This window comes from Phaeodactylibacter xiamenensis, from assembly GCF_965229835.1.
Taxonomy (GTDB): Bacteria; Bacteroidota; Bacteroidia; order Chitinophagales; family Saprospiraceae; genus Phaeodactylibacter; species Phaeodactylibacter xiamenensis.
The window spans coordinates 4993796-5017433 of sequence record NZ_OZ245931.1 but is presented as its reverse complement, the minus strand read 5'-3'; the positions used below and the strand labels follow the sequence as shown (position 1 = coordinate 5017433).

General features: G+C 52.3%; 16 protein-coding genes. 4 read left to right on the top strand and 12 right to left on the bottom strand.

All coding sequences use genetic code 11. The features are described from left to right. Nucleotides 1-115 precede the first annotated feature (115 nt). Genes ACO08I_RS19125 through ACO08I_RS19115 form a run of 3 tightly spaced genes read right to left on the bottom strand, consistent with a single transcriptional unit; the run spans nucleotide 116 to nucleotide 5483 of the window. Nucleotides 116-2569 (bottom strand): ligase-associated DNA damage response DEXH box helicase, encoded by a 2454-nt coding sequence (locus tag ACO08I_RS19125; RefSeq protein ID WP_421946783.1) that lies wholly within the window; start codon nucleotides 2567-2569, stop codon nucleotides 116-118. Between the two features lie 51 nt (nucleotides 2570-2620). Continuing rightward, nucleotides 2621-4111 (bottom strand): Na+/H+ antiporter NhaC family protein, encoded by a 1491-nt coding sequence (locus ACO08I_RS19120; protein WP_421946782.1) that lies wholly within the window; start codon nucleotides 4109-4111, stop codon nucleotides 2621-2623. A 40-nt stretch (nucleotides 4112-4151) separates the two neighbouring features. Next, nucleotides 4152-5483: a D-alanyl-D-alanine carboxypeptidase/D-alanyl-D-alanine-endopeptidase gene (locus ACO08I_RS19115; RefSeq protein ID WP_421946781.1), complete on the bottom strand. Its 1332-nt coding sequence runs from the start codon at nucleotides 5481-5483 to the stop codon at nucleotides 4152-4154. A 64-nt stretch (nucleotides 5484-5547) separates the two neighbouring features. Between ACO08I_RS19115 and ACO08I_RS19110 the strand changes: the two genes are divergently transcribed. Continuing rightward, on the top strand, nucleotides 5548-7446 hold the full coding sequence (locus tag ACO08I_RS19110) for a serine hydrolase domain-containing protein (protein ID WP_282775518.1): 1899 nt from the start codon (nucleotides 5548-5550) through the stop codon (nucleotides 7444-7446). Between the two features lie 81 nt (nucleotides 7447-7527). Here the strand turns inward: ACO08I_RS19110 and odhB are convergent, their stop codons facing one another. After that, entirely contained in the window at nucleotides 7528-8823 is a 1296-nt protein-coding gene (gene odhB / locus ACO08I_RS19105) for a 2-oxoglutarate dehydrogenase complex dihydrolipoyllysine-residue succinyltransferase (protein WP_282775517.1), read from the bottom strand. Between the two features lie 185 nt (nucleotides 8824-9008). After that, nucleotides 9009-9938 (bottom strand): SdiA-regulated domain-containing protein, encoded by a 930-nt coding sequence (locus tag ACO08I_RS19100; protein ID WP_421946780.1) that lies wholly within the window; start codon nucleotides 9936-9938, stop codon nucleotides 9009-9011. Nucleotides 9939-10486: 548 nt separating this feature from the next. Between ACO08I_RS19100 and ACO08I_RS19095 the strand changes: the two genes are divergently transcribed. Continuing rightward, nucleotides 10487-11461: a hypothetical protein gene (locus ACO08I_RS19095; RefSeq protein WP_421946779.1), complete on the top strand. Its 975-nt coding sequence runs from the start codon at nucleotides 10487-10489 to the stop codon at nucleotides 11459-11461. Between the two features lie 424 nt (nucleotides 11462-11885). Here ACO08I_RS19095 and gyrB read toward each other — a convergent pair whose 3' ends face one another. The 7 genes from gyrB to ACO08I_RS19060 form a co-directional block, all read right to left on the bottom strand. Continuing rightward, a complete protein-coding gene (gene gyrB, locus ACO08I_RS19090; RefSeq protein WP_282775514.1) occupies nucleotides 11886-13847 on the bottom strand; it encodes a DNA topoisomerase (ATP-hydrolyzing) subunit B in 1962 nt (653 codons plus the stop codon). Between the two features lie 146 nt (nucleotides 13848-13993). Next, entirely contained in the window at nucleotides 13994-15178 is a 1185-nt protein-coding gene (locus ACO08I_RS19085; RefSeq protein ID WP_421946778.1) for a hypothetical protein, read from the bottom strand. 18 nt (nucleotides 15179-15196) lie between these two features. Beyond that, nucleotides 15197-15880, bottom strand: a complete 684-nt coding sequence (locus ACO08I_RS19080) for an ABC transporter ATP-binding protein (protein WP_044219695.1) — start codon at nucleotides 15878-15880, stop codon at nucleotides 15197-15199. Nucleotides 15881-15900: 20 nt separating this feature from the next. Next, nucleotides 15901-17139, bottom strand: coding sequence for an ABC transporter permease (locus ACO08I_RS19075; protein ID WP_282775512.1), 1239 nt, complete (start codon nucleotides 17137-17139; stop codon nucleotides 15901-15903). A gap of 18 nt (nucleotides 17140-17157) precedes the next feature. Continuing rightward, entirely contained in the window at nucleotides 17158-18372 is a 1215-nt protein-coding gene (locus ACO08I_RS19070; RefSeq protein WP_421946777.1) for an ABC transporter permease, read from the bottom strand. An 8-nt stretch (nucleotides 18373-18380) separates the two neighbouring features. Next, entirely contained in the window at nucleotides 18381-19184 is an 804-nt protein-coding gene (locus tag ACO08I_RS19065) for an outer membrane lipoprotein-sorting protein (protein WP_282775510.1), read from the bottom strand. A 29-nt stretch (nucleotides 19185-19213) separates the two neighbouring features. Next, the gene (locus ACO08I_RS19060; protein ID WP_282775509.1) at nucleotides 19214-19798 is read right to left on the bottom strand and encodes a TetR/AcrR family transcriptional regulator; all 585 of its coding nucleotides are present in this window, start codon (nucleotides 19796-19798) and stop codon (nucleotides 19214-19216) included. A 280-nt stretch (nucleotides 19799-20078) separates the two neighbouring features. Between ACO08I_RS19060 and metF the strand changes: the two genes are divergently transcribed. Beyond that, the gene (gene metF / locus ACO08I_RS19055; RefSeq protein ID WP_044219689.1) at nucleotides 20079-21035 is read left to right on the top strand and encodes a methylenetetrahydrofolate reductase [NAD(P)H]; all 957 of its coding nucleotides are present in this window, start codon (nucleotides 20079-20081) and stop codon (nucleotides 21033-21035) included. A 59-nt stretch (nucleotides 21036-21094) separates the two neighbouring features. Next, entirely contained in the window at nucleotides 21095-23593 is a 2499-nt protein-coding gene (locus ACO08I_RS19050) for a M14 family zinc carboxypeptidase (protein WP_421946776.1), read from the top strand. The last annotated feature ends 45 nt before the right edge of the window (nucleotides 23594-23638 follow it).

The following is a 23638-nucleotide window of genomic DNA, read 5'->3' as shown; positions in this document are numbered from 1 at the left end:
ATCCAGGTGCAAAAAAATGCTCAGGCCTGAAAATATTTCCAATAAGTCGCTCTAGTTTCCGAAAGGTATCATTTTTGTGCCGCTCCTCAAGGTTGAATTTTGACGCCGGCACGTCTTAATCTTTCACTAATTGCAATTTCATACGCTTTATCCGGTCCTCAAGTTTCTCGCTACTGAGCCTTTCCCTCAGCCGGTCTACGATAATAGGAAAGGCAAACGGGGTAAAACGCCCCGGATGGGTCAGCACAATTTCCTGCTGACTGATACGATGAAGCGCCGCCCGCAACCGGGCTTCTTCCAACTGAAACGCCAGGACCTCCTCATAGGCCTGCATTAGCAGTAAGTTCTCCGGCTCGTAGTCGTTGAAGACCTCAAAAAACAGCTCCGAGCTGGACTGCAGATGCCGCTCTTTCTTTTGTTTGCCCGGGTAGCCTTTGAAAACCAGCCCGGCAATACTGGCAATATCACGGAACCGGCGTTTCGCCATTTCCGCTGCGTTAATGCTGGCTTGTATGTCTTCCCGCAGGTTAGCAGTGCTGAACAATCCGGCGTTAAGCGCCTCCTCAATCGGTATTTCTGTGTCCGACAACAGCTCGAACCCATAATCATTCATAGCAATGGAAAAGCTAATAGGCCTCAGACGTGAAATCCGGTAGGCAATCAATGCCCCCATTCCCTCGTGCACAAAACGCCCCTCATAGGGGTAAACCAACAAGTGGTGCCCTTCCCGGCTGGTAAAGGACTCCATCAGCAACTCCCCCTCTTTCGGCACCCGGGAGCGAGAGGCCTGCGTCTCAATGAGTGGACTTAGGCTTTGCAACTCAATATCGGTGAGCTCTGCCCGGCTCAACTGCGCCATTTTGAAGCGCAGAGAAGCTGACAATTGGGAAGACAGGGGCAGTTTACCGCCCAGCCAGGCTGGAATTTTTCCTTTCTTCTTGCGGCTCTTTTTGACCTGCACCATCATGTCCTTGATCCTGACCAATTCCAAACTTCGCCCGGCAAACCAAAAGTTGTCCCCCGGCTTGAGCTGTGTGACAAACCATTCTTCAATCGTTCCAATAAACTTGCCGCTCACGTACTTTACCTTCATAGAGGCATCACTGGTGATGGTACCTATCTGCAGCCGATGGCGCATGGCGACCCGGCGGCTTTCCACCTTGTACAGCCCGTCCTGAACCTCCACTTTATTGTACTCATCGTAGGCTTGCAGGGCCTGACCTCCCGAACGGATGTAGGCCAGGCACCAGGCCCACTCCTCATCGGTAATGCTGGCGTAAGCAAAAGTGCCCCTGACTTCCGGTAAAATTTCCGCCGGGCGAAATCCTTCAGAAACGGCCAGTGTCACCAGGTACTGCACCAACACATCAAAGGACCGGATATAAGGCAGGCGGCTTTCCAGCTCTCCATTTGCGATGGCCCGGCGCAATGCAGCCGCTTCGATGAGCTCCAGGGCATGTGTGGGTACAAAGTGGATTTTGCTGGTCGCTCCGGGCTGATGCCCGCTGCGGCCGGCACGCTGCATAAACCGTGCCACGCCCTTAGGGCTTCCAATCTGTATGATGGTCTCCACCGGGCGAAAATCTACGCCCAGGTCTAAGCTCGATGTGCAGACTACTGCTTTCAACCGGGCTTCGTGTAGCGCATCCTCCACCCAGTCCCGCAGTTCCCGGCTGATGGATCCGTGGTGCATAGCGATGGCGCCGGCCAGCTCAGGCGCTACATCGAGTAGCTTTTGGTACCAAATCTCGCACTGCGCCCGGGTATTCGTAAAAATCAGGGTACTTTGGCTGCCATTGATAATGGGAATGATCTTTTCCACTAGTTTAATGCCCAAATGCCCCGCCCAGGGAAAGCGGTCCACCTCATCCGGCAGCACGGATTCAATTTCGATGACCTTAGGAATATCTGCCCGGATGACCCGGCATTTTTCAGGGGGTGTATTGCCCATCAGCGCGGCTACCGCTTCTTCCATATTGCCAATTGTAGCGGAAATACCCCAGACTTTCAGGTCAGGCAGGAAGCCTTTGAAGCGGGACAGGGCCAGCTCCATCTGCACGCCACGCTTGGAGCCAATGAGCTCATGCCATTCGTCGACCACTACGGCTTGCAGGCTGCCGAAAAACTTGGGGTAGCCTTTACTAGCCAGCAGCAGGTGCAGGCTCTCCGGAGTGGTGATAAGCACCTGAGGAGGCTTACGCTTTTGTTTTTGCCGGGCGCTCGAACTTGTATCTCCGCTCCGCACAGCAATTTCCCAGTCCAGCCCCAAATCCTCAGCCGCCCGGTTGACAGCCGATTGTATTTCCTTGGTCAGTGCGCGGATAGGGGTAATCCAAATGGCTTGCAAACCCTTCCCGCCATACTGTGGATGCTCAGACTGAGCCCGCAAGCATTCCAGAAGTATGGGAATAGCCATAGAATAGGTCTTCCCGCTACCGGTAGGGGCATTGACTACCCCGCTGTAGCCCCCCAGATAGGCACGCCAAGCCTCCAGCTGAAAGGGGAAAGCTTTCCAGCCTTGCTTTTCAAACCAGTCCTGCCCAGTCTTGATCCAAGGGTCATTTGGCATATCAATAGCATTGCCAAAAGCTAACAGCACGCCGGTAGGATGGTTCTCATTTTATCCGGCCAGCCCAATGATAAGGTAAAACAGTGCAGCAATCCCCCCCGCTGTCAGAGCATATGGCAATTGGGTCCGGACATGGTCAATATGGTCGGTGGCAGAGGCCATGCTTGAAAGTATGGTCGTATCGGAAATCGGTGAGCAGTGGTCCCCAAAGACACCGCCACCCAAAGCTGCGGCTATGGTCATGTACACATCCGCTCCCATACCTTTAGCCATAGGCACTGCAATGGAAATCATGATGGCAAAAGTGCCCCAGGATGTCCCCGTGGAGAAGGCAATAAAACAGCTCACCAAAAAAACGATAAAAGGCACAAAATTCGGCGAAAGCCAGGCTTTGGCCACATCTGCCACATACTGCCCCGTGCCCAGCTCTTTACAAACCGTACCTATGGCGAAGGCAAACATCATGAGGAGCGCCAGAGGCATCATGCCGGAAATGCCCTTTAGCGTCAGGTCTATCATCTCCTTCCACTTCATAATACCCTGGAACCGGTAGAGGATCATCGCAAAAAGAGTGGAGACAATTACGGCAATAAGCACGGAAGTAGAGCCAGAACCCTGACCAATGGCGTAGGTTACTTTTTTGAAGAAGGTGGCTTCAGGCATGCGCTCTATAGCACCTGCCCAGCCGGTCACCGAAAGCATGACGGGCATCATAAGCACCATGACCAGAATAGGCAGCACCATATTGTAGGCTTTGGGCCTCACCCCCGGAACAGTCTCCACGTCTGTGAGTTCATCGGAAATCATAGGCTGAGCCCCATCATTGAGCAGTTTGCCCTCTTCCCGCGCCCGGCGTTCCGCTGCCCGCATCGGACCAAAATCCTTCCCGGAAATCACAATTATAAGCACCAAAATTAGCGCCAGAAAGGGGTAAAAATTATATCCCACCGCCCGAATCATCGTAGCAAAGGGGTCTGTAAAACCTTCTGCCACCAGCAGCGACATAATGAACGCCCCCCAGCCATTAAACGGAATGATAATACTCGATGGCGCAGAACTACTATCTGCAACATAAGCCAGTTTTTCCCGGGAAATGCCCAGCTTGTCAAATACCGGCCGGTACAAGGCACCTACGGTTAGAACCGATATACTGGACTCCACGAAGATGAGCAAACCGGTAAGCCAGGCCAGCAACTGTACTATAATGCGGTTGCTTCCGCTACGCTTTTGTTCGTAATGCTGTAGCAGGCGGTTGACATGCCTGATGAAGCCTTCCACCCCGCCCGAACGCTGAATGAAAATAATCAGCGCGCCAACCAGCGCACAAAACATGATCGTACGGGTATTGCCAGGCTCCTGAAAAACATTGACCAGCGCCTCCACCGTATCGAAGCTGCCCTGTATGGGGTTGAAATCATCGATGATCATCCAACCCAACCAGATCCCAAACAGAAGGGAAACATAGACCTGCCGCGTCGCAATAGCTAACACAATTGCAATCACCGGGGGCAGGAGGGAAAGAAATCCGTAGTCGCTGGTCATTTTTAGGGGAAATATACGCCCGTTGCCTGGCTTTAGCAAATCAGAAGTTATCACGGATATACTCCAGCACCTGCTGCATTTCCTTTTTGACAGGTGCAGTGCCTTGCACGTAGTTATTGTGCATAAAACTGAAGATGAGCTCCCGTCCGGAAGCGGTCAGTAAGTACCCGCTCAGGCAGTGCTTGTTGCTCAGTGTGCCGGTTTTGGCAAATACGTAGGGCTCGCCCTGACTGTTAGCGTAGAGGTCTTCAATGGTACCTGAGACCCCACCTGCGGGGAATACGCTGTGCCGCCAGGCTGCGGGTTTCTCCTGCCGGATAAGATCAAGCACGCCGACCATCGTCCGGGGCGTAAAGAGGTTGTACCGGGACAAACCTGAGCCATCGCGCCACAGCAGGCGGTCCGGTAAGCCGGCATAAAGGCTGTCCTGCGCATAGCGTATGGCTTCAGCCGTGCTTTGACTGCCGGATATTTTTTCTGAGCAGGCGAGCAGCAATTGCTCGGCAATGAAGTTGTCACTTTCCTGCATGAGTTTACGGTAAAGCGTATCCGGTACAGCCCGGTAGTGTGTCTTTACATGCAAGGGCGGCAGATAGGTCAGGTCCAGGCAACCGACCGGCTTGTGGAGGGTGTCGCTCAGCAGTTGGGCAATTAGTGTAGGCGTGACATTAAAAGGGCGCGTACGGCCAAAAGGCGGGCCGGACAATGCCGGGTCGTTATACTCAAAGTCGTTGCTATATTCCCTGCGCAGTATCTGTGGATAGGTGCCATCCATCCGAGGATTATAGACCAGCCTTTGCCGGAAGTAAGGGGGATAGGCAGAGATGCCTTCACCGGTTTTGGTACGGCTGAAGTAGACCTGATTGCCGTACAACGGGAAAGAAGATTTCTCAGGTTGATAGCTGTACCCGTAATCATCCCAGGCCCAGCCGGGGCCAAAGCGTTCGTCCTTGTAATTATGTGCGCTGAAGAATAACTGGCAGGTCGTGTCCTTCAACAAAGCCAAACCTATTGTATCTCCTGGTAATGCAGGGTGCAGGAACATGGGGTCGCCGGTTCCCCAAATTACCATAGAATCTCCGGTGACGGCATACCGGAAAGCCGGAATGGAGTCTCCCAAAACCCGGAGTGCAGTATAGAGGGTAAAAATTTTAGTATTTGAGGCCGGTGTAAAGTATTTACCAGCATCTTTCTCCATCAGAAAGCGCTCCTGCGACGGGTCGTAAAGGGCAAAACCAGTAAAGATTTCGCTAAATACCTCCGACTCGTACAGCATGCGGTAAAGAATATCCAGGCTTTTGTCTTCCTGCTCTGGCTGAGCCATCAGGGCAGCGGATATCAAAAGGAAAAATATGGGTAAGCATCGCTTCATGGGAATTGGAGTTCAGATGTGTACTTTTGTTGCAGTACATTAATATGACAAAATATAAACTTAAATGCAACGGGTACTTCTACTTGCCTTTCTTTTTTTGACCCTGCCCCTGCTCCTGACCGGGCAGCCTTCTGAGGACCTCAAAGCCAGCCTATCCTTCAAAAGGGCAGAACAGGCCACCACCGTCTTAATCAATCAGGACGAACTGCTGCCCCTGAAACGGTTGGATACTCTACGGATCGCTCACATCAGCTTCGGGCAGTTACAAACCGGCCCCTTCCTCGAAACCCTGAACAAATACGCGCCGGTAACGCACGTCAATACGCCTTTTGACATTACGGAGGAGTGGCTGGCTGAGCAGCGCGAAAAATTTAACCTGTTTATTTTGGAGCTGGAGGACATCCCTGTTGCCGGACAGGTACCAGCCGTATACAACTACCAGGATTTCATAAAGCCACTCATTGAGCAATTGCCAACACTGGTGTTTATCAACGGCGACGGCAGCGTACTTCAGGTTATGCCTTTCCTGCGTAAAGCCCACGGCATGCTCATTACGCCCTCTCACGAAGAGATGGGGACCGTGGTGGCAGCCCAGATTGTTTTTGGGGCAGTGGGTGCTCAGGGCAAACTGCGGGGCGGTCTTAGGGGCACAGACCTTCGCACCGGAGACGGCTATACTTACCCCGGTGGGGAACACCTCCGATATACCCCTTTCGATTATGCAGACCTGGATCAGGCTTTGCTTGAGGACAGTATTGCGGCTATCGTGGAAGAAGGGATTGCCAAAGGCGCTTACCCCGGTGCTCAGGTCCTCGTAGCCCGGCACGGCAATGTGGTGTACCACAAAGCATTTGGCCACCATACTTTTGAAAATGTAAAAGCCGTAGCCACAGATGACCTCTACGATCTGGCTTCTGTCACCAAAATATCATCGGCTCTGCCTGCCCTGATGAAGCTGCACGGAGAAGGGCAGTTCCAACTAGATGCCCCACTGGAAAAATACATGCCTGAATTTAAAGGCTCCAACAAGGGCGACCTGACTTTCCGTTCTATGCTGGCGCATAATGCCCGCCTTCGCCCATGGATTCCGTACTGGAAGGGCACACTAAGAGGGCATAGCCGGTACCCCTGGCAAAAAAAATGGGACAATGAGCGCGTTAATGACAGGCGCTTCCGCTGGTTCACCTTCAAAGCGGACTCTTCGAAACGCTTCCCTATCTATGTGACCGATAACCTCTGGCTGCACCGGAAGTACAAAAAACGCATTTACAAAGCCATCAAAAAGTCGCCCCTGAATGAGGAGCCGGGTTATGTGTATTCCGGGCTGCTGTTTTACCTGTTGCCTGAGATCGTGGCAGACCTCACCACCACCGCCTATACCGAGTACCTTGATCAGAATTTCTACCACCGATTGGGCGCGTTTTCTCTGGGCTACCGTCCTTTGGAGGAGTACCCCAGAGAACAGATTGTCCCTACGGAGCAAGACACCTTCTTCCGTATGCAGCAACTCCACGGCTATGTGCACGACGAAGGCGCAGCAATGATGGGTGGCATCTCTGCCAATGCCGGGCTGTTTGCCAATGCCAGGGACCTGGCTAAGCTGATGCATCTGTACATGAATAACGGCCGGGCAGCAGGCGAACAGCTAATCGACTCTGCCTCCGTGGCAGAATTTACCCGTTGCCAGTACTGCGATGAGGGCAACCGCCGGGGGCTGGGCTTTGATAAGCCTATGATTGAGTACGACTCGACCCGGAGTTATGTGGCCGCATCTGCAAGCCCCTCAAGCTTTGGGCACAGTGGCTATACCGGCACCTTTACCTGGGCTGATCCGGAAAGTGGGCTTCTGCTGGTCTTCCTGTCCAACCGGGTTTACCCTACCCGGGAGAACCGGAAGCTCTATGAGCTAAACATCCGGCCCCGTTTGCACGAAGTGCTTTATCAGGCGATATTGGAAGATTAAACCTTCTGACACTTTAAACGCAAAAAGCCCCCGCCAACCAATGCTGACGGGGGCTTTCTTTATACCGGTAATACGTAGGACCTACAGGTCAAGCAGCATACTTACCGGGTCTTCAATGTATTCTTTGACTTTCACCAGGAAGGTCACAGAGGTACTGCCGTCGATTACCCGATGGTCGTAGGACAGGGCCAGGTACATCATCGGGCGGATTTTCACCTCACCGTCAATCGCCATTGGCCGGTTTTTTATACCGTGCATGCCGAGGATAGCCGACTGCGGCTCATTCAGAATTGGCGTGCTCAGCAGGGAGCCGAAGATGCCGCCGTTGGTGATGGTGAAGGTCCCCCCTGACATTTCCTCAAGGGTGAGTTTGCCATCACGCGCCTTAGTCGCCAGTTCTTTGATTTTGTACTCAATTTCTGCAAAGGATAGCGACTCTACGTTGTGTACCGGAGGCACCACCAGGCCATTCGGTGTGGAGACCGCGATGGAAACATCAGCATAGTCGTGGTACACCAGGTTGTCGCCGTCAAGTTTAGCGTTTACATCAGGCATTTCCATGAGTGCCTTGGCGCAAGCTTTCGCGAAAAGCGACATAAAGCCCAATTTGATGCCGTACTTCTCGACGAAGCGGTCCTGGTAAGTCTTACGCAGCTTCATCACCTCGGTAAGGTCCACCTCATTGAAGGTGGTGAGCATAGCCGTTTCATTCTTCGCACTGACGAGGCGCTTGGCAATGGTGCGGCGCATGCGGCTCATTTTCTTTGAGGAGGTCTCCCTGCTAAAGTTTTCGCTGGAAGAGAAGACAACCTGTTTAGCTGGTGCTTCCTTTGCCGGAGCCTCTTTGGCCGGAGCCGGGCTGGGTGCCGGTGCCTGCTTTTTAGCTTCCACTGCTTTTTGAGCGTCCTCTTTGGTGATGCGGCCATCTTTGCCCGTACCTTTGACCGCCTGGGGGTCAATATCGTTTTCCTTCAGGATTTTGGCAGCAGCCGGAGACGGATGACCGGCAGCGTAGCTGTCTTCACTTTCAGAAGCTTCTGCCGCGGCAGGCTCTTTCGTTTCTTCCTTTTTGGAAGCCGGTTCTTCCTTAGCAGGTGCATTGTCCTTCGGCTTCTCTCCACCACCACTTTCTTTACTGACGCTTGTGTCGATTTTGGCTACAAGTGCACCAATTTCCAGGTCATCGTCTTCCGCCGCTACGTGGATCAGCTTACCGGAAGCTTCTGCCGGGAACTCCAGCGTGGCTTTGTCCGATTCAAATTCGCAAATGGGTTGGTCGAGTTCGACATAGTCGCCGTCCGCAATTAGCCATTGGGAAAGGGTCACTTCCGTGACGGATTCTCCGATGGTTGGGACTTTCATTTCTACTACGCTCATAAGGGCAGTGGGTATATTGGGTTATGAAAGAGTTTTGCCTTCGTGCTGCCGAAAAGCACCACAATAATGAGGTAAATACAGCACTTAAACAAGCTCAACGCGCCTTTTCTGGCCTTGACTTATATAGTTTGCTATATATTTTGGAACAACACCCTGAACCAGCAAGAGGTTCTTGGGCCAAACCGCTAATTCCGGGGTTTTAAGTTGAAACGGTAGAATTTTGGCGTGCTGCCTTTGCCTTCGTTTGACAGGAACAGTCCGCCATTGGGGTCAAAGCAAATACCCTCAGGCTGGGGGTGTACTTTTTTGCTGAGCTTTTCGATATGCAAAATCCGCCCGGATCGATCGAGCACCAATAGCATCTTGCCCACCGAGGAGGTAATATACAGATGCCCGGTCAGCGGGTGTATCGCGATAGCAGAGGGGCTAAATCCAAAAGCTTCATCGGGGTCGAAAAACTCCATCAGCTTTTCCAGTTTACGGATAGCCGGGGCCTGATCCAGGTAGTGCCGTACAGAGTCCGCATCCACAAAATAAACAGGGGCCTCTGTCAGTTTTTTTTCATCTAGGTCAAAAGCGTAAATCCCTTTTTTATGTGGGTATTCCACTTCATACCCTGCCTGTGCTTTACAGGCTAGCAGCAATCGCCCATTAGCCTTATCGTAAGCCAGCCCTTCGACATCGTTGTCGTCATTGAGGAAAAAATTGTACTTCTCCACTTGTTGATTGGCGGTGGCTGGATCACTGATTTCGTAGATCGTGCCGGTACTTTTGACCACATAAATGGTATTGCCCACCCATTCCACGCCTTCATAATCGCCGTCTTTCCAAAACTTTGCCTCCCTTGTGACCTCTCCATTGTAAGGATTGATAAAAAAGAGGATGCCGTCTTCGTCCTGAACTGCTACGAGCTCCTTTCCATCTTCTGAAATACCTAGCCCGGAGATTTCCTCCAGCTCATTAGGCAGTTTAAAAGCCTGGTCCGGATCATCAAGCCGGTAGTCAAAAGAAAAATCCGGAGCCAGCGTGAGACCTGTAGCCTGATCAGCAGCCTTGTCATTGGCGGATTGGCAACTTAAGAGTGTCATGACAAGTCCACAAAGTATAGGCAGCATATAATTAATTTTTTGAGTCATGTGGTTGATTCTACTTGCGAAACAGCCAGAAGCAGGGATCCCCGGGCCTGCCCTCTTCTAACGGTTTTGAAAACGCAAAAAGCTTTGTACTTTGCGCCTGATAATGCAGCTTTTTCTTCAGAAAGCCAAATATCTCTAAAATCTGTATTTAAACAACCCCAAATTACGTGCTCATGTTTTTCAGGTATCTCGTTTGCCTTGCTCTTCTAGCCTGTACGTCGGCCCTATTGGCTCAGAATGACCTTTATGATCTTAGCCAGTACAAAGCTCGTTATGAACGGCGGCCCGGGCTTTCACTTGATAGCCGTGCTTCAATAGGTGGCTTTTATGACAGAACCAGAAGGCCAAATAACGGTTTTGGTATCCTTTCATGGGGGAATGGATTTCTCAACCGCCTTACGGATACGGTCATAGCGACCAATTCGATCCGGTCAACGCTTAGCCTTAATGTAGATTCCAGAAACAATTCCTCGTCCGTTCAGCTCCCTGCAACAGAAACCGCTTACAGTTTGGAAGTCGATTTATCCATGAGCCGACTTTTCTATAAACCTGGTAGCAATAAATTTTGGGGATGGAGTGGAGGGCTCGATGCTACGCAACAGGGCAATAATACACCCGATGATTTCGCTACGTCGAGACTATCATTTACGCCTTCCCTGTTCAGAGGCATGGGCAGGATTGAATTTGCAGAGGACGCACTCCTAGCTACATGGATCATGCAGGATTTAAAAGCCGCAGGGGTCGTCAACACCTATGCCAGTGAAAATATTGACCTACTAGCCCGAACAATTACTGATATTATTGGCAACCGGGTTTTTGATTTCCGCCGCCGCCGAATTTATGAGCTTAAGCAACTTAATCAAACCCTCCTGGAATCGGGCATGGTTGAAGAGGAAAGCTTCGACCTTTTTGCCATTCTCAATGATAACTGGGCATTTGCCAACCGGGCCACGTTGAGACATGGCTCACAGTTCACCTACGGTATTCAGGGCGCCGCAATGGGACAACTACTAAGAGATGATGAACTCAACAACATCAGAAGGGTGGATCTTTCGGGCGGTGCATTTCTGGAATATGAACGGCATCGGATTGTTCCACAAAACAATGGCAGCTACGGCTTCGGGGGGAGGCTGGATATTCTGCATATATTTGAGGGGACACAGGTGATCGATAACGATTTTGATATCGACAGAGAATGGTGGCAAGCTTATTTTTCTTTATTTTACCGACGGGTGTGGCTGCCCAACTCCCGCTCCCAATTGATTTTGACTAATCAACTCCTCATCAATGAGTGGCTTTCCTCCAGCGTTGGGCCCAACCCAGGTACCAGCACTCAATTCAACAGCTCCAGGCTCCGCTCTACCTTGTCTATAAATTATTTCCTGAATTATAATTGGACCATGACCTTGCTAGCGAATTTGACTGCCAATCATAGTCAAAACCCCAACCGATGGACCTTGTCACATAATATCTCCTTGCGTACTACCTACTTTATCTTTTAACCGCTTTCAATACATTCCTGCTGATAGTACCCTGAAGCCTTCCTTTCAATTGGCCAAAATTTGAAAAGGTACTGTGTGGAATGGCGGCCTCAAGTCTTCTTCCGGGATCAATTCCAAAAGCAAGTCCCCCACTCCTGAAAAATAACTGCCAGCTCCAAGACACAAAGTCTCGGAACCGGCAGTTATTATTGTACGCTTTTGTAAAAGAGATAGCTTACACGTCTACGTTAGCATACTTCGCATTCGCCTCGATGAAGGCGCGCACCGTGCGCCGGAATCTTTTCCACCTCAACGCCAGGTCCAAATACCTGCACCAAGCTTACACGTCTACGTTAGCGTATTTCGCATTTGCTTCGATGAAGGCGCGCACCGTGCGCCGGAATCTTTTCCACCTCAACGCCAGGTCCAAATACCTGCACCAAGCTTACACGTCTACGTTAGCGTATTTCGCATTTGCTTCGATGAAGGCGCGGCGAGGCGGCACCTCATCCCCCATCAGCATAGAAAAGATATCGTTGGCGACCTGTGCATCGTCAATAGAGACTTGCTGCAGGATACGGGTATCCGGGTCCATCGTGGTTTCCCAGAGCTGCTCCGCATTCATTTCACCAAGCCCCTTATAGCGCTGTACTTTTACGCCACTGTCATTCTCTCCTTTTCCGTATGTCGCAACGGCTTCCTTGCGCTCATCCTCTGTCCAGCAATAGCGGAACTGCTTGCCTTTCTTCACCAGGTAGAGCGGTGGCGTGGCGATATAGATGTTGCCATTTTCCACCAATGGACGCATATAGCGGAAGAAGAAGGTTAGAATCAAGGTTACGATGTGACTACCATCCACATCAGCATCACACATGATGATGATCTTGTGGTAGCGCAGCTTTTCCATATTAAGTTTACGCTCTCCATCTTCGGCTTCCTCAATAGAGACGCCAAGAGCCGTAAACATATTCTTGATTTCCTCGTTCTCGTAAATCTTGTGCTCCATGGCTTTCTCCACATTGAGGATTTTACCCCGTAGTGGCAGGATAGCCTGGAACCGGCGGTCACGGCCCTGCTTGGCTGTTCCACCTGCCGAGTCACCCTCTACCAGGAAGAGCTCGGACTCATCCGGGTTCCGGGAAGAACAGTCCGCCAGCTTGCCCGGCAGGCCGCTACCCGTTAGCACGTTCTTGCGCTGCACCATTTCGCGGGCTTTGCGGGCCGCGTGGCGGGCAGTGGCTGCCAAAATGACCTTATCAACGATCTTCCTGGCCGCCTGCGGGTGCTCTTCCAGGTAATGGCCCAGCACCTCGCCCACACAGCGGGAAACGATGCCGGTCACCTCAGAGTTGCCCAGCTCACCTTTGGTCTGCCCTTTAAACTGTGGCTCCGGCACTTTCACCGATACGACAGCAGTTAGCCCTTCCCGGAAGTCTTCCCCGGAAATGGCAAACTTCAGCTTTTTAAACATCCCGTTATCTTCACCGTACTGCTTGAACAGACGGTTGACGGCACGGCGGAAACCATTGACGTGGGTACCACCCTCCCGGGTATTGATATTATTGACATAGGAATAAATAGTCTCCGTGAAAGACGTGTTGTAGTGCAGTGCGACTTCCACCTCAACGTTCTCCTCCTTGCCAATCACATGGATAGGCGCATCAATGAGCGCCGTACGGGATTTGTCCAGGCTTTTGACAAACTCTTTCAGACCGCCTTCCGAATAGAAAGTCTCAACAGGGTGTGCACCTTTCTCGTTGGTCACGCGCTCATCCATAAGGGTAAGCGTGAGACCACTATTGAGGTAGGAAAGCTCCCGCATCCGGTTGGCCAGTATATCGTAGCTGTACTCCAGCATACTGAAAATCTCCGGGTCAGGCTTGAAAGTGATAAACGTTCCATTTCGGTCTGTGGTACCGATCTCAGCTACATCGCCCTGCGGCTTCCCTTTTTTGTAATGCTGCTCATAGACTTTCCCGTCACGGTGAACTTCCGCGCGAAGGTCCATGGATAAGGCATTCACACAAGATACCCCCACCCCGTGCAAACCACCGGAAACTTTATAAGTATCCTTATCAAATTTACCACCAGCGTGCAGGACCGTCATGACCACCTCCAGTGCTGATTTCTTCAGCTTGGTGTGCATGTCTACCGGAATACCCCGGCCATCGTCCTTTACCGTGATGGAATTGTCTTTGTGTATGATCGTTTCAATGCGATTGCAGTAGCCAGCCAGGTGCTCATCGATGGAGTTGTCAATAACCTCCCAGACCAGGTGATGAAGCCCTTTGGTGTCGGTACTTCCGATGTACATACCCGGGCGTTTGCGCACCGCCTCCAATCCTTCCAGTGCCGTGATATTCGAGGCACCGTACTCCCCGTTTTGGGGCTTTTTTTGTTCACTCATGTTTTCTGTGCTCATCTTGCAAAAATACGCAAATTTTGCCGTTTTTTCTAATGCAGGAATGCCTTACACCGCCTTTTTAAGCCCACTTAACGCTTTATTATGAGAATGGCCCTGTGCGTGCCTGAGAACGCGCTGCTGCGGAGCGTTTAGAAACTCCATTTCAAGCGAAAAAACACAGCCTGAAGCGGGCTCCTGTACCCTTCTGCCTCCTGATCGAAAGCCAGCTGCCCGATTAAGTCGATATCCCAATTGGCTCGTATGGAATACGTCAGGGTGGGATTGATGAAAAGAGCATGAGCTTGCACCGGGCTGTAGATGACCGCAGCACCGGCATTAAACAGGGGGGTTACCGGGTAGGTGGCTTGCGCAAAAAGAGCATGCCGGTAGGGGTACAAATTTCGGGCAGAAAGCTCAAAGGCGAAGAGCCCGGTGATGCTGTTGCGGATGCCGCCTTCACTATTGTACAGGTAGCCCAGGCTGGCATACAAAGAGTTGGAAAAGGAGTAATCCAGCCCCAGCGTAGCGGCAAAAGCCGGATCTTCATCCGAATCCTCCACTGGCAAAAAGTAGGTAAATTCCCCCTTCAGACCTGCATTACCCAGATTGCCGGCCCAGCCACCGCCCAATGCCCAATCGCCCCGGGTGTAACCTGCCAGCACCTGGAAATCGTAAGACCATTTGTTAAACCGCCAAAGCCCGGCCATCGTCGCTTCATCAATATCATCAAACATGCCAACGGCCAACTCCACACTCGATGCGAAGCCGGTATAGTACTTCACCCGAAGAGCATCGCTGCCGGGCCGCTCTTCATAGTCGAAGTCGGTAAAGGCAAAGGCATTAAAAATATCGTTGGGGTTCCAAACCGTACTGATGCCCCAGTTGATGCGCTGCCGCCCCAACCGTACTTCCAGCTTGTCGTTGACGTACTCCAGGTACAAGCGGTCCAGCATGGTATGCATCACCCAGGCCCGCTCGTTGAGGATGACGTGGGACAGGTCGAAGTAGTCATTGTTAACATCGTCTACCTGATCGCCGTAGCCGGGACTGGCCTGCACAAAACTGCCGTAAAAAACCCGGGTCCGCAGGTCAGCCCGCACCGTCCAGTTATCATCCGGGTACCAACGGAAGTTGAGGCGGTTGTGGATGAGGTTGTCCTGAAAGAAAGTATCTACCAGCTTGCCCTGCGACAAATCCAGATAGGCGTCATTGAAAAACAGCAGGGTCTGCATATTTTTCAGGTAGCCGTTGACGGTCCAGTTGCGGGGCTCGTCCTGTGCCTGCAGTTGGGCCAGGCTCATGCCAAGCACCATCAGTAGCAGTATACGTTTCATGGTATAAGCAGTTTTCGGTTACCGGCGCAAATCTTCATCCACCTTTCCATCCACCAGTGTGACCACCCGCCGCGCCCGATCGATGACACGCTGATCGTGGGTAGAGAAGACAAAGGTGACGCCTTCTTCCTGATTCAGGCGCGCCATGATATCCAGCAGGTTGGCCGTTGACTCAGAATCGAGGTTTGCTGTGGGCTCATCAGCGAGGATAAAGGTGGGCTTGGGCGCTAATGCACGGGCCACAGCCACCCGCTGCTGCTGCCCGCCGGAGAGCTCGGCTGGGCGTTTGTGCACTTTGTCCTCCAGCCCTACCGCTTTCAGGAGCTCATCGGCGCGGGCGTGGCGCTCTGCTTTGGAGCGGTTTTGCAGCAGCATCACAAACTCCACATTCTCCCGGGCGGTCAGCACCGGGATGAGGTTGTAAGCCTGAAAGACGAAGCCAATATGCTCCTTACGGAAGTCGATCAGGGCATTGTCCGACATTTGGGAGATATCCTCTCCTCCTACCTCCACGTATCCGGCAGTGGGGCGGTCCAGCCCGCCGATGATGTTCAGCAAAGTGGTTTTGCCGGATCCCGAAGGCCCGACAATAGCCGTGAATTCGCCGGCTTCGATTTCAAGGTCGACGCCTTTGAGGGCTTTAACCGGTATTTTATCAGGGTTGTAGACTTTTTCAACGCCTTTGGTGGTGATGACAGCCATGTTTTTTATTGTTTTTTTTGTTAAAAGCTATGCAAGGCATCAACAGGCTTGAGGCGGATGGCCTTCAGCGCCGGATAGATGGCTGCCAGTATCGCCGTTAGGAAAACGCCAACGGCCATTTGGGTATATACGCCGGGCTCTACGTCGAAGTAGATGACTTGGGACAAGCCGTAGCTCGCCATGCCCTCGCTGTAAGCCGACATATTGATGCCGTTTTCCCTTACATAATTGATGGTCAGATATCCCAGCAGGAGCCCGATCGGAGTTGCTACTATACCTAATAATATGGTTTCAAGCACGATCATGGAAAATACCCGCAGCTTGTTCATGCCAATGGCCATAAGCATGCCGAGTTCCTTAATGCGCTCCAGTACCGCCATCAGCATAGTGTTGATAATGCCGAAGACCAGTGCCAGCAGAATGACCACCAGGTATATCATAGAGACATTCTGGATTTGCGATTCGTATAATTCCAGGTCGGGGGAAACTTCCCGGTAGGTTTTGACCTCCTGCCCGGGCAGGGCCGTTTCCAGTAATGCGGCCACTGTATCCACCTGATCGACATCATTCAGCAGCAGAGCGGCTTCGTAGACCAGGTCAGACTGTACGGTAGTGGTATCCGCCTGTGCAATGATCAGGCGATTCAGGTCCTCGCGCTCCACAAAGACAGTGCCGCCATCAAAGGGCGTATTGCCGGTATCAAAAATACCCACTACGCGGAATGCTGCAGCCGTAATCTCCCGGTCTAGCCCCTGAAAGGTCAGTACCATTTTGGAACGCAGCTTGAGGTTAAGCTTTTCAGCCAGCTCCTGCCCGATTAACACGGCATTGCCGCGCATTTCCGGAAAGAACTCGCCCTCCACCAGTTTCTCTTCTATGGCACTTACCGCTGCTTCCTGCTCCGGCTCCACGCCTTTCACCATCACGCCCCGTGCCCCCTGACTGGAAGAGGCCATACCGCTAACCACCGTGCGCATACTGTAGGCCTGCAGCTGAGGCAGGGCTTCCAGTTGGGTGCTCAGTTCAGATGCGGGAGGCAGTTGCTTTTGCAGGTCGTACTCTTCGGTGAAGCCTGGTGCGTGGATTTGCAGGTGCCCCACGCTGTTTTCTATGGCGCTGTTGACGTAGCTTTTCATCATACCGGTGGCAAAGCCGGTGAGTGAAAGCGCCGCCCAGATGCCCAATGCAATTGCGGAAATGACGACCCAGCTCCTTGTGGGGCTCCGCCAGACGTTCCGCCATGCCATTATTGGTATCATACGTTTGTTGTTTTTTGATTAACCCCGCATGGCCTGCACCGGCTGCAGCTTGCGGATTTTGAAAATGGGGTACAGCGCCAGCACGGCCGTAAGGATAAAGACGTACAGCGCCTGAGTCATAAAAATCTGCATATCAAAGGTGGCCGGAAAAATGGGCTCAAAGCCAAACTTCTCCAGTGAGCTCGCCATTTCCCCACCAAAACGGATGGGGTTGACCTTGAAGTAATACACAATAGGCATGCTCAGCAGAATGCCAGATAAAGCGCCAAGTACACCAAGCAGGATGACTTCCACCCACACCGAGAGCGCCAGTTGCCAGCGCTGAAGCCCGATGGAAATCAGCACGCCAAACTCATATTCCCGCTCCTTGCTCATCATCAGAATCGTGCCGAAGATGCCGAAAGCGATGATCATATAGAGGATGAAGTAGACGATGACGTTGCCGGCAGTATCGAGCTCGCGGGCCTGCACCAGGTCTGGCAGCAGTTCTTCCCAGTCCATCACTTCGTAGGCGCTCGTGTCCAACTGTGTACGCAGAGCAGCTACTACGGGTTTAATATCATCCTGGCCGCCCAGTTTCAGAGCCAGAGAAGTAGCCAGACCGGGCGCGCCGTAGAAGTACTGGGCTGCGGGCAATGGCAGGTAAACCATTTGCTTGTTAAGGTCAGGGGAGCCGAATTTCGCGATGCCTTTGATCGGGTACTTCCCGGCAGCATTCACCCCGCGGTAGCCCTGACTGATCAGGACCAGGGTGTCGCCAAGCGCCAGCCCTAATTTGTCCGCTACCCCGCTGGCTACCAGTACGGCCTCATCGCTTTCTGTAAGGTATTCCCCCTCTACCAGGCGGTTTTCCAAATCGGTCATCTTGTTTTCCACATTGGGCAGAATGCCTGCCACCAGGACACCAGAGGTCGTTTCCCCGGCTGCAGCCAGAGCAAAGGATTCCAGGCGGGGCAGTACCGCTTCCACGCCTTCCACCGCACCAACCTGCGCCAGAGAATCTGCCAGAGGGAAAGCCTTATCAATCGATTGTTCTTCCCAATATCCATCCTGATGGACCTGCACGTAGCCGAAGTAGTAGTTGACAACGTTGTTGATCATATTGTCCCAGGCGCCCCGCTGCAGGGAATCCATAAAAGAAGCGAACAGCACCGCGAACAGGATGGACGCTGCCGTGATAAAGGTACGCCTGCGGTTGCGCCAGATGTTGCGCCAGGCCATTTTGAATAGCATAATCGATATTATTTAACGCGCTTCATGTTCTGTATGGAGAAAAATGAAGGCTGAATGGGTTCGTTGAAATCGAGGCTGAGGTACTCCAGGCGGGTTTTGTGCCCTTCTTCATCGGCAGGCACCACTTCCAGTACAGAAGGGATGACCCGGCCGTCCATCTCCCTCACCTGCTTACCGTAGATAGTCTGCACGAGGTAGCCATCCTCATCGTAAAATTCGCTTTTTAACTGCAAGTACTCGTCTTTGCTGATCCAGATGATAATCTCGCCCCAAACGACCGGTGCATCCGGCTTTGGGGTCATTTTGATCTTATAGCAGTTCCGGTCTTCCAGGGTTTCTGTGCCTAGTAATTCGTGTTCGTAGTCGGTGACGATGCTGGACTCCCTGACCAGGTCATCGTTGGTAAAATCGGAGCCCATCCAGGACTGCATCATCATGGAAGGCGGCATCTTAATCGTCCGGTCGATGGTCGGTTGCCAGTTCCAGATTTCCTTTTCGCGCTTGAGGAAGGCGGTGCCTTTGTCGCGGGCGGGGGCGGTCACCAAAGTCAGAGAATATTCCGTGCCCTTGGCCCAACTCTTGAGCGTCATTTCCCGTTCCCAGGTGGGCCGGATGATGGTCATTTTGATGGTTGCGATATTGGACTCGCCCCGCATCTTTTCGTCTGCTTTTTGGATGATTTCCTTTGCGGTAGGGTCATTAGCAGTGGGGTAAGACCAGTTGTGTATTTTATTTTTCGGGAAGCCCTTATCTGCGATCAGTGTGCCGTTAATGAATGGCAGCAGGAATAGCAGCAGCAGTATGCGTTTCATATGGTTGTGTTTTTATTTTTCTCCGTCATTTATGGTTTGAGGTACCGTTTGAGCACCATTTCTTTCATTTGTTCGAGTGGATAGCCCTCCGGCATTTGCACAAACTGAAGGGCGATCCCGTCCATGACTGCACTGTAGTACATGGCTTCTTCCTGAGGGTTAGGTACGCCTAATTGGGCAAATACGGCAATGACTTTAGCCATGGCCGTGCCTTGTTTTTCCATGAGTTGCGGCATAATCCCCTCCAGGATGTCTTGCTGGAAAGCCAGTGCAGTCAGCAACCGCCAGAATACCGGGTCCTTTTGCAGCAGCGCCAGCGTACCTTCCGTGAAAGCCCGGAGTTGTTGCTGCGGGCTGTCGTTTTGAGCCAGTGCCTGTTCCAGCAGGGCCTCCCCAACCTCCACTGCGTGCAGGATGATGAAATGCAGCAACGCTTCCTTGCTTTCAAAGTAGTTGTATAGCAGGCCTTTTGAAACCCCTGCCGCCCGGGCAATCTGCGCGATGGAGGTGCTGTGGAAACCTTGCTTCCCAAAGAGCTGTAATGCTGCATTTGCGATTTTCTCCATGCTCTCGTGCCGCATGGCTTCAAACTGTTTTTTGCTGCGTGGCGACATAAATTCAGATTACACTTTTTCACTAATCCAAGGGTTGAACTATTATTGACCAACCGTTCAGTCAAAAGTATTTTAAAATGGAGTCGTTTCCAAGAATCCACGGCCAAAGTCCTTTTTTATCCGACCAACAGCGCGATCCTTTCGATTAAACAAAGGGCGTAGCAAGCGCAATACTCCTACCTCTTGTCAAAGCGGTGCAAGTTTTGAGCTTATGACAGATATATGTGGCATTTTACAGACGCAGTGCTTAGCTTTGCCGTGTTTTTACTGAAAACCAAGCATGAAAGTCACAGAATACTTCGAGAAAGCCAACGGGCAAACCCTGATTTCCTTTGAGGTGCTCCCCCCGCTCAAGGGTGGCAGTATGCAAGCCATTTTTGATACCCTTGACCCCCTCATGGAATTCAAGCCTCCATTCATTGACGTCACGTACCACCGGGAGGAGTTCATTTACAAGATGCGTTCCAGCGGTTATTACGAGAAGACAGCCATCCGGAAGCGCCCGGGCACGGTGGGCATCTGTGCAGCGATCATGCACCGCTATGGTGTAGATGCTGTGCCTCACCTGATCTGCGGAGGTTTCACTAAAGAAGATACAGAGAACGCCCTGATCGATCTCAACTTCCTTAACATCAACAACGTCCTCGCCCTGCGCGGCGATGCCCGAAAATTTGATGGGAAATTCGTTGCCGAGGAGCACGGCCACGCTTATGCCATTGACCTGGTTAAGCAAATTGCGGAGATGAACGAGGGCAAGTACCTCGACTCCAATATTGAAAAAGGCGCAAAGTCCGACTTTTGCATCGGCATTGCCGGCTATCCGGAAAAGCACTTCGAAGCGCCCAATATGGACGCGGACATGGAGTTTACCAAAGCTAAGATTGATGCCGGTGCCGACTACATCGTCACGCAGATGTTTTTCGATAATCAGAAATACTTTGACTACGTCGATAAATGCCGCGCCAACGGCATCAACGTCCCTATCGTACCGGGGCTGAAGCCGATGACCAAGAAGTATCAGCTCAACGCCCTGCCCCGCATTTTCCACATCGACCTGCCCGACGACCTCGTAAGGGGCATACGGGATGCCAAAGATGCCGAAGCCCGCCGTCAGGTAGGCATAGAGTGGTGCATTCAGCAGTCTAAAGAACTCAAAGCTGCCGGTGCGCCCTGCCTGCATTATTACACTATGGGCGACTCGAAAACCATACAGCAGATTGCAGAAGCGGTATATTAACGGCAGGAAAAGCAAAAAATCAGTAGTTTTGCGGGCTAATGTTGAAAATCCAATCCTGCATGAGTTCCCGATTCCTGCTAATTTGCGCGGCTTTATGGCTGCCCTTTCTGCTAGACGCCCAATTACTTTCTCCTTCGGAGTTTCTGCCTCATCAGCACGGTGAGCAATTTACCCCGCACCATACGGTAGCAGACTATATGGAGCACGTGGCGGCCCAAAGCCCGAGGGTTCAAATTCAGCAATACGGTACTTCCTACGAGGGGCGCCCGTTGCTGTTGCTCACCATTTCCGACCCTGGCAACCTGGACCGTCTTGAAGACATCCGAAAAAACAACCTCCGCCGCGCCCGGCAGATCGAAGGGGAAACTTCCCCGGAACTCGATAAGGCCATTGTTTGGCTTAGCTTCGGCGTGCATGGCAACGAGGCCGGAGCCACCGAAAGCAGCATGAGCGTACTGTACGAGCTGGCCCGGGAAGATAACCCCCAGGCCAGTGAGTGGTTAAAGGAAACCGTGGTCTTACTGGACCCCGCTCTTAACCCCGATGGCTACGCCCGCTATACAGACTGGTACCGGCGGGTAGCTCCTGCGATAAACACGCCTGAACGGGCTACCCTTGAGCATCAGGAGCCATGGCCGGGCGGAAGGGTCAACCACTACCACTTTGACCTCAACCGGGACTGGGCCTGGCAAACGCAAACCGAAAGCCAGCATCGGATGGAGGCTTATCAGCAATGGATGCCGCATGTCCACGTTGATTACCACGAGCAGTATCCGGATAATCCCTATTACTTTGCACCGGCTGCAGCGCCTTATCATGAATTCATTACCGACTGGCAATCGGATTTCCAGTACGAAATTGGGCAGAACCATGCCCGCCACTTTGATCAGCAGGGCTGGTTGTACTTTACAAGGGAGGTGTTTGACCTGCTCTATCCCAGCTACGGTGACACCTATCCTACTTTCAATGGCTCTGTAGGTATGACCTATGAGCAGGCCGGGCATGGCATTTCCGGCAGGGGCGTACTGATGGAAAACGGCGACACCCTGACCCTGAAAGACCGTATTGCCCATCATACCAAGACCGCCCTTTCCACTATTGAAGTCGCTCACCGGTCCAGACCAGAAATGCTGAAAAAATTTGAAGCCTACTTCGATAAAGCGATGCGCGACCCGATGGGCGAATACCGGTCCTATGTAATCAGCAAGGACAACCCGGTGGGCAAGCTCAAGGCTCTTACCCAACTGCTGGACCGCAACAACATCCAATACGGCACAGCCACAGACAGCCGGAAGCTTTCTGCCTTTGACTACCAAAAAGGAGGAAAAGCAAGCGTGGCTATCCAAAAGGGAGACCTGATTGTGAGCGCCTATCAGCCTCAGTCCGTGTTAGCACAAGTCCTGTTTGAACCCGTCCCAAAGCTGGAAGACTCCCTAACCTACGATATTACCGCCTGGGCTTTGCCTTATGCCTACGGCCTGAAGGCTTTTGCCAGCGCCGAAAAAATTAATGCAGACCCCGGCTATGCCCTCCCGGCAGTGACGCCGGTTACTGCCGACAAGCCTTACGCTTACGTAGCCCCGTGGACTGCTGTGGCTGATGCCCGCTTCCTGGCGGCTTTGCAGCGGGCAGGCATCAAAGTCCGGTCTGCGATGGCTTCCTTTGGCATTCAGGGTGAAGATTATGAGGGCGGCACTTTGGTCATTACCCGGGCCGACAACCGCAAGCTGAGCGGGTTTGACGAGAAAGTCCGGCAGATTGCTGAAGCACACGGACAACAGCTGAAGACCCTGAAAACCGGGTTTTCGGATGAAGGCTTTGACCTTGGCTCTGACAACCTCAACTTCCTCAAAGCACCAAAAGTGGCCTTATTCTCCGGCAGCTCCGTAGATGCGGGCAACTACGGGGAAGTTTGGCACTTCTTTGAGCAGGTGTTGGAGTACCCGCTGTTCCTACTGGAAGCCGACCAATTGTCTTCCACTGATTTGGACGAGTACAACGTCATCGTATTGGCAGAAGGGCGTTACAGTATTGACGAAGCCAGCAATCAGGCCCTGCAGCGCTGGATGCGTCAGGGCGGCCGGTTGATTGCTCTGGGGCAAGCCAACCGAAGCCTTGCCGGCCAATCAGGCTTCAACCTTTCCTCAAAAGAGGTCAAGACCGAATCAGAAGAAAAGCCTGCTCCTGAGACCTATGGGGGCAGCAGCCGCCGGGCGATTTCCAACTATATACCTGGCGCGATTTTCCCGGCAAACGTAGATAGCACGCATCCATTGGGCTTCGGACTGGGCAAAACTTACCACAGCCTAAAGACATCCGGAGCAGCCTACCAATTGCTGAGTGAGGGCTGGAATGTGGGCTATCTGGAAGATCCGGTAACCCCAATTGGCTTTGCCGGCAGCCAGGCCATTAGCAGGCAGGGGGGCACTTTGGTATTTGGCATCGAAAACAAAGGACAAGGTTCAGTCATTTACCTGATTGACAATCCTTTATTCCGGGGCTTCTGGGAAGAGGGTAAATTGTTGTTTTGCAATGCACTCTTCCTGGCCGGCCAGTAAATACGGAATGTCGGGATCGAGCCAAATGCACAGTATCAATTGCCT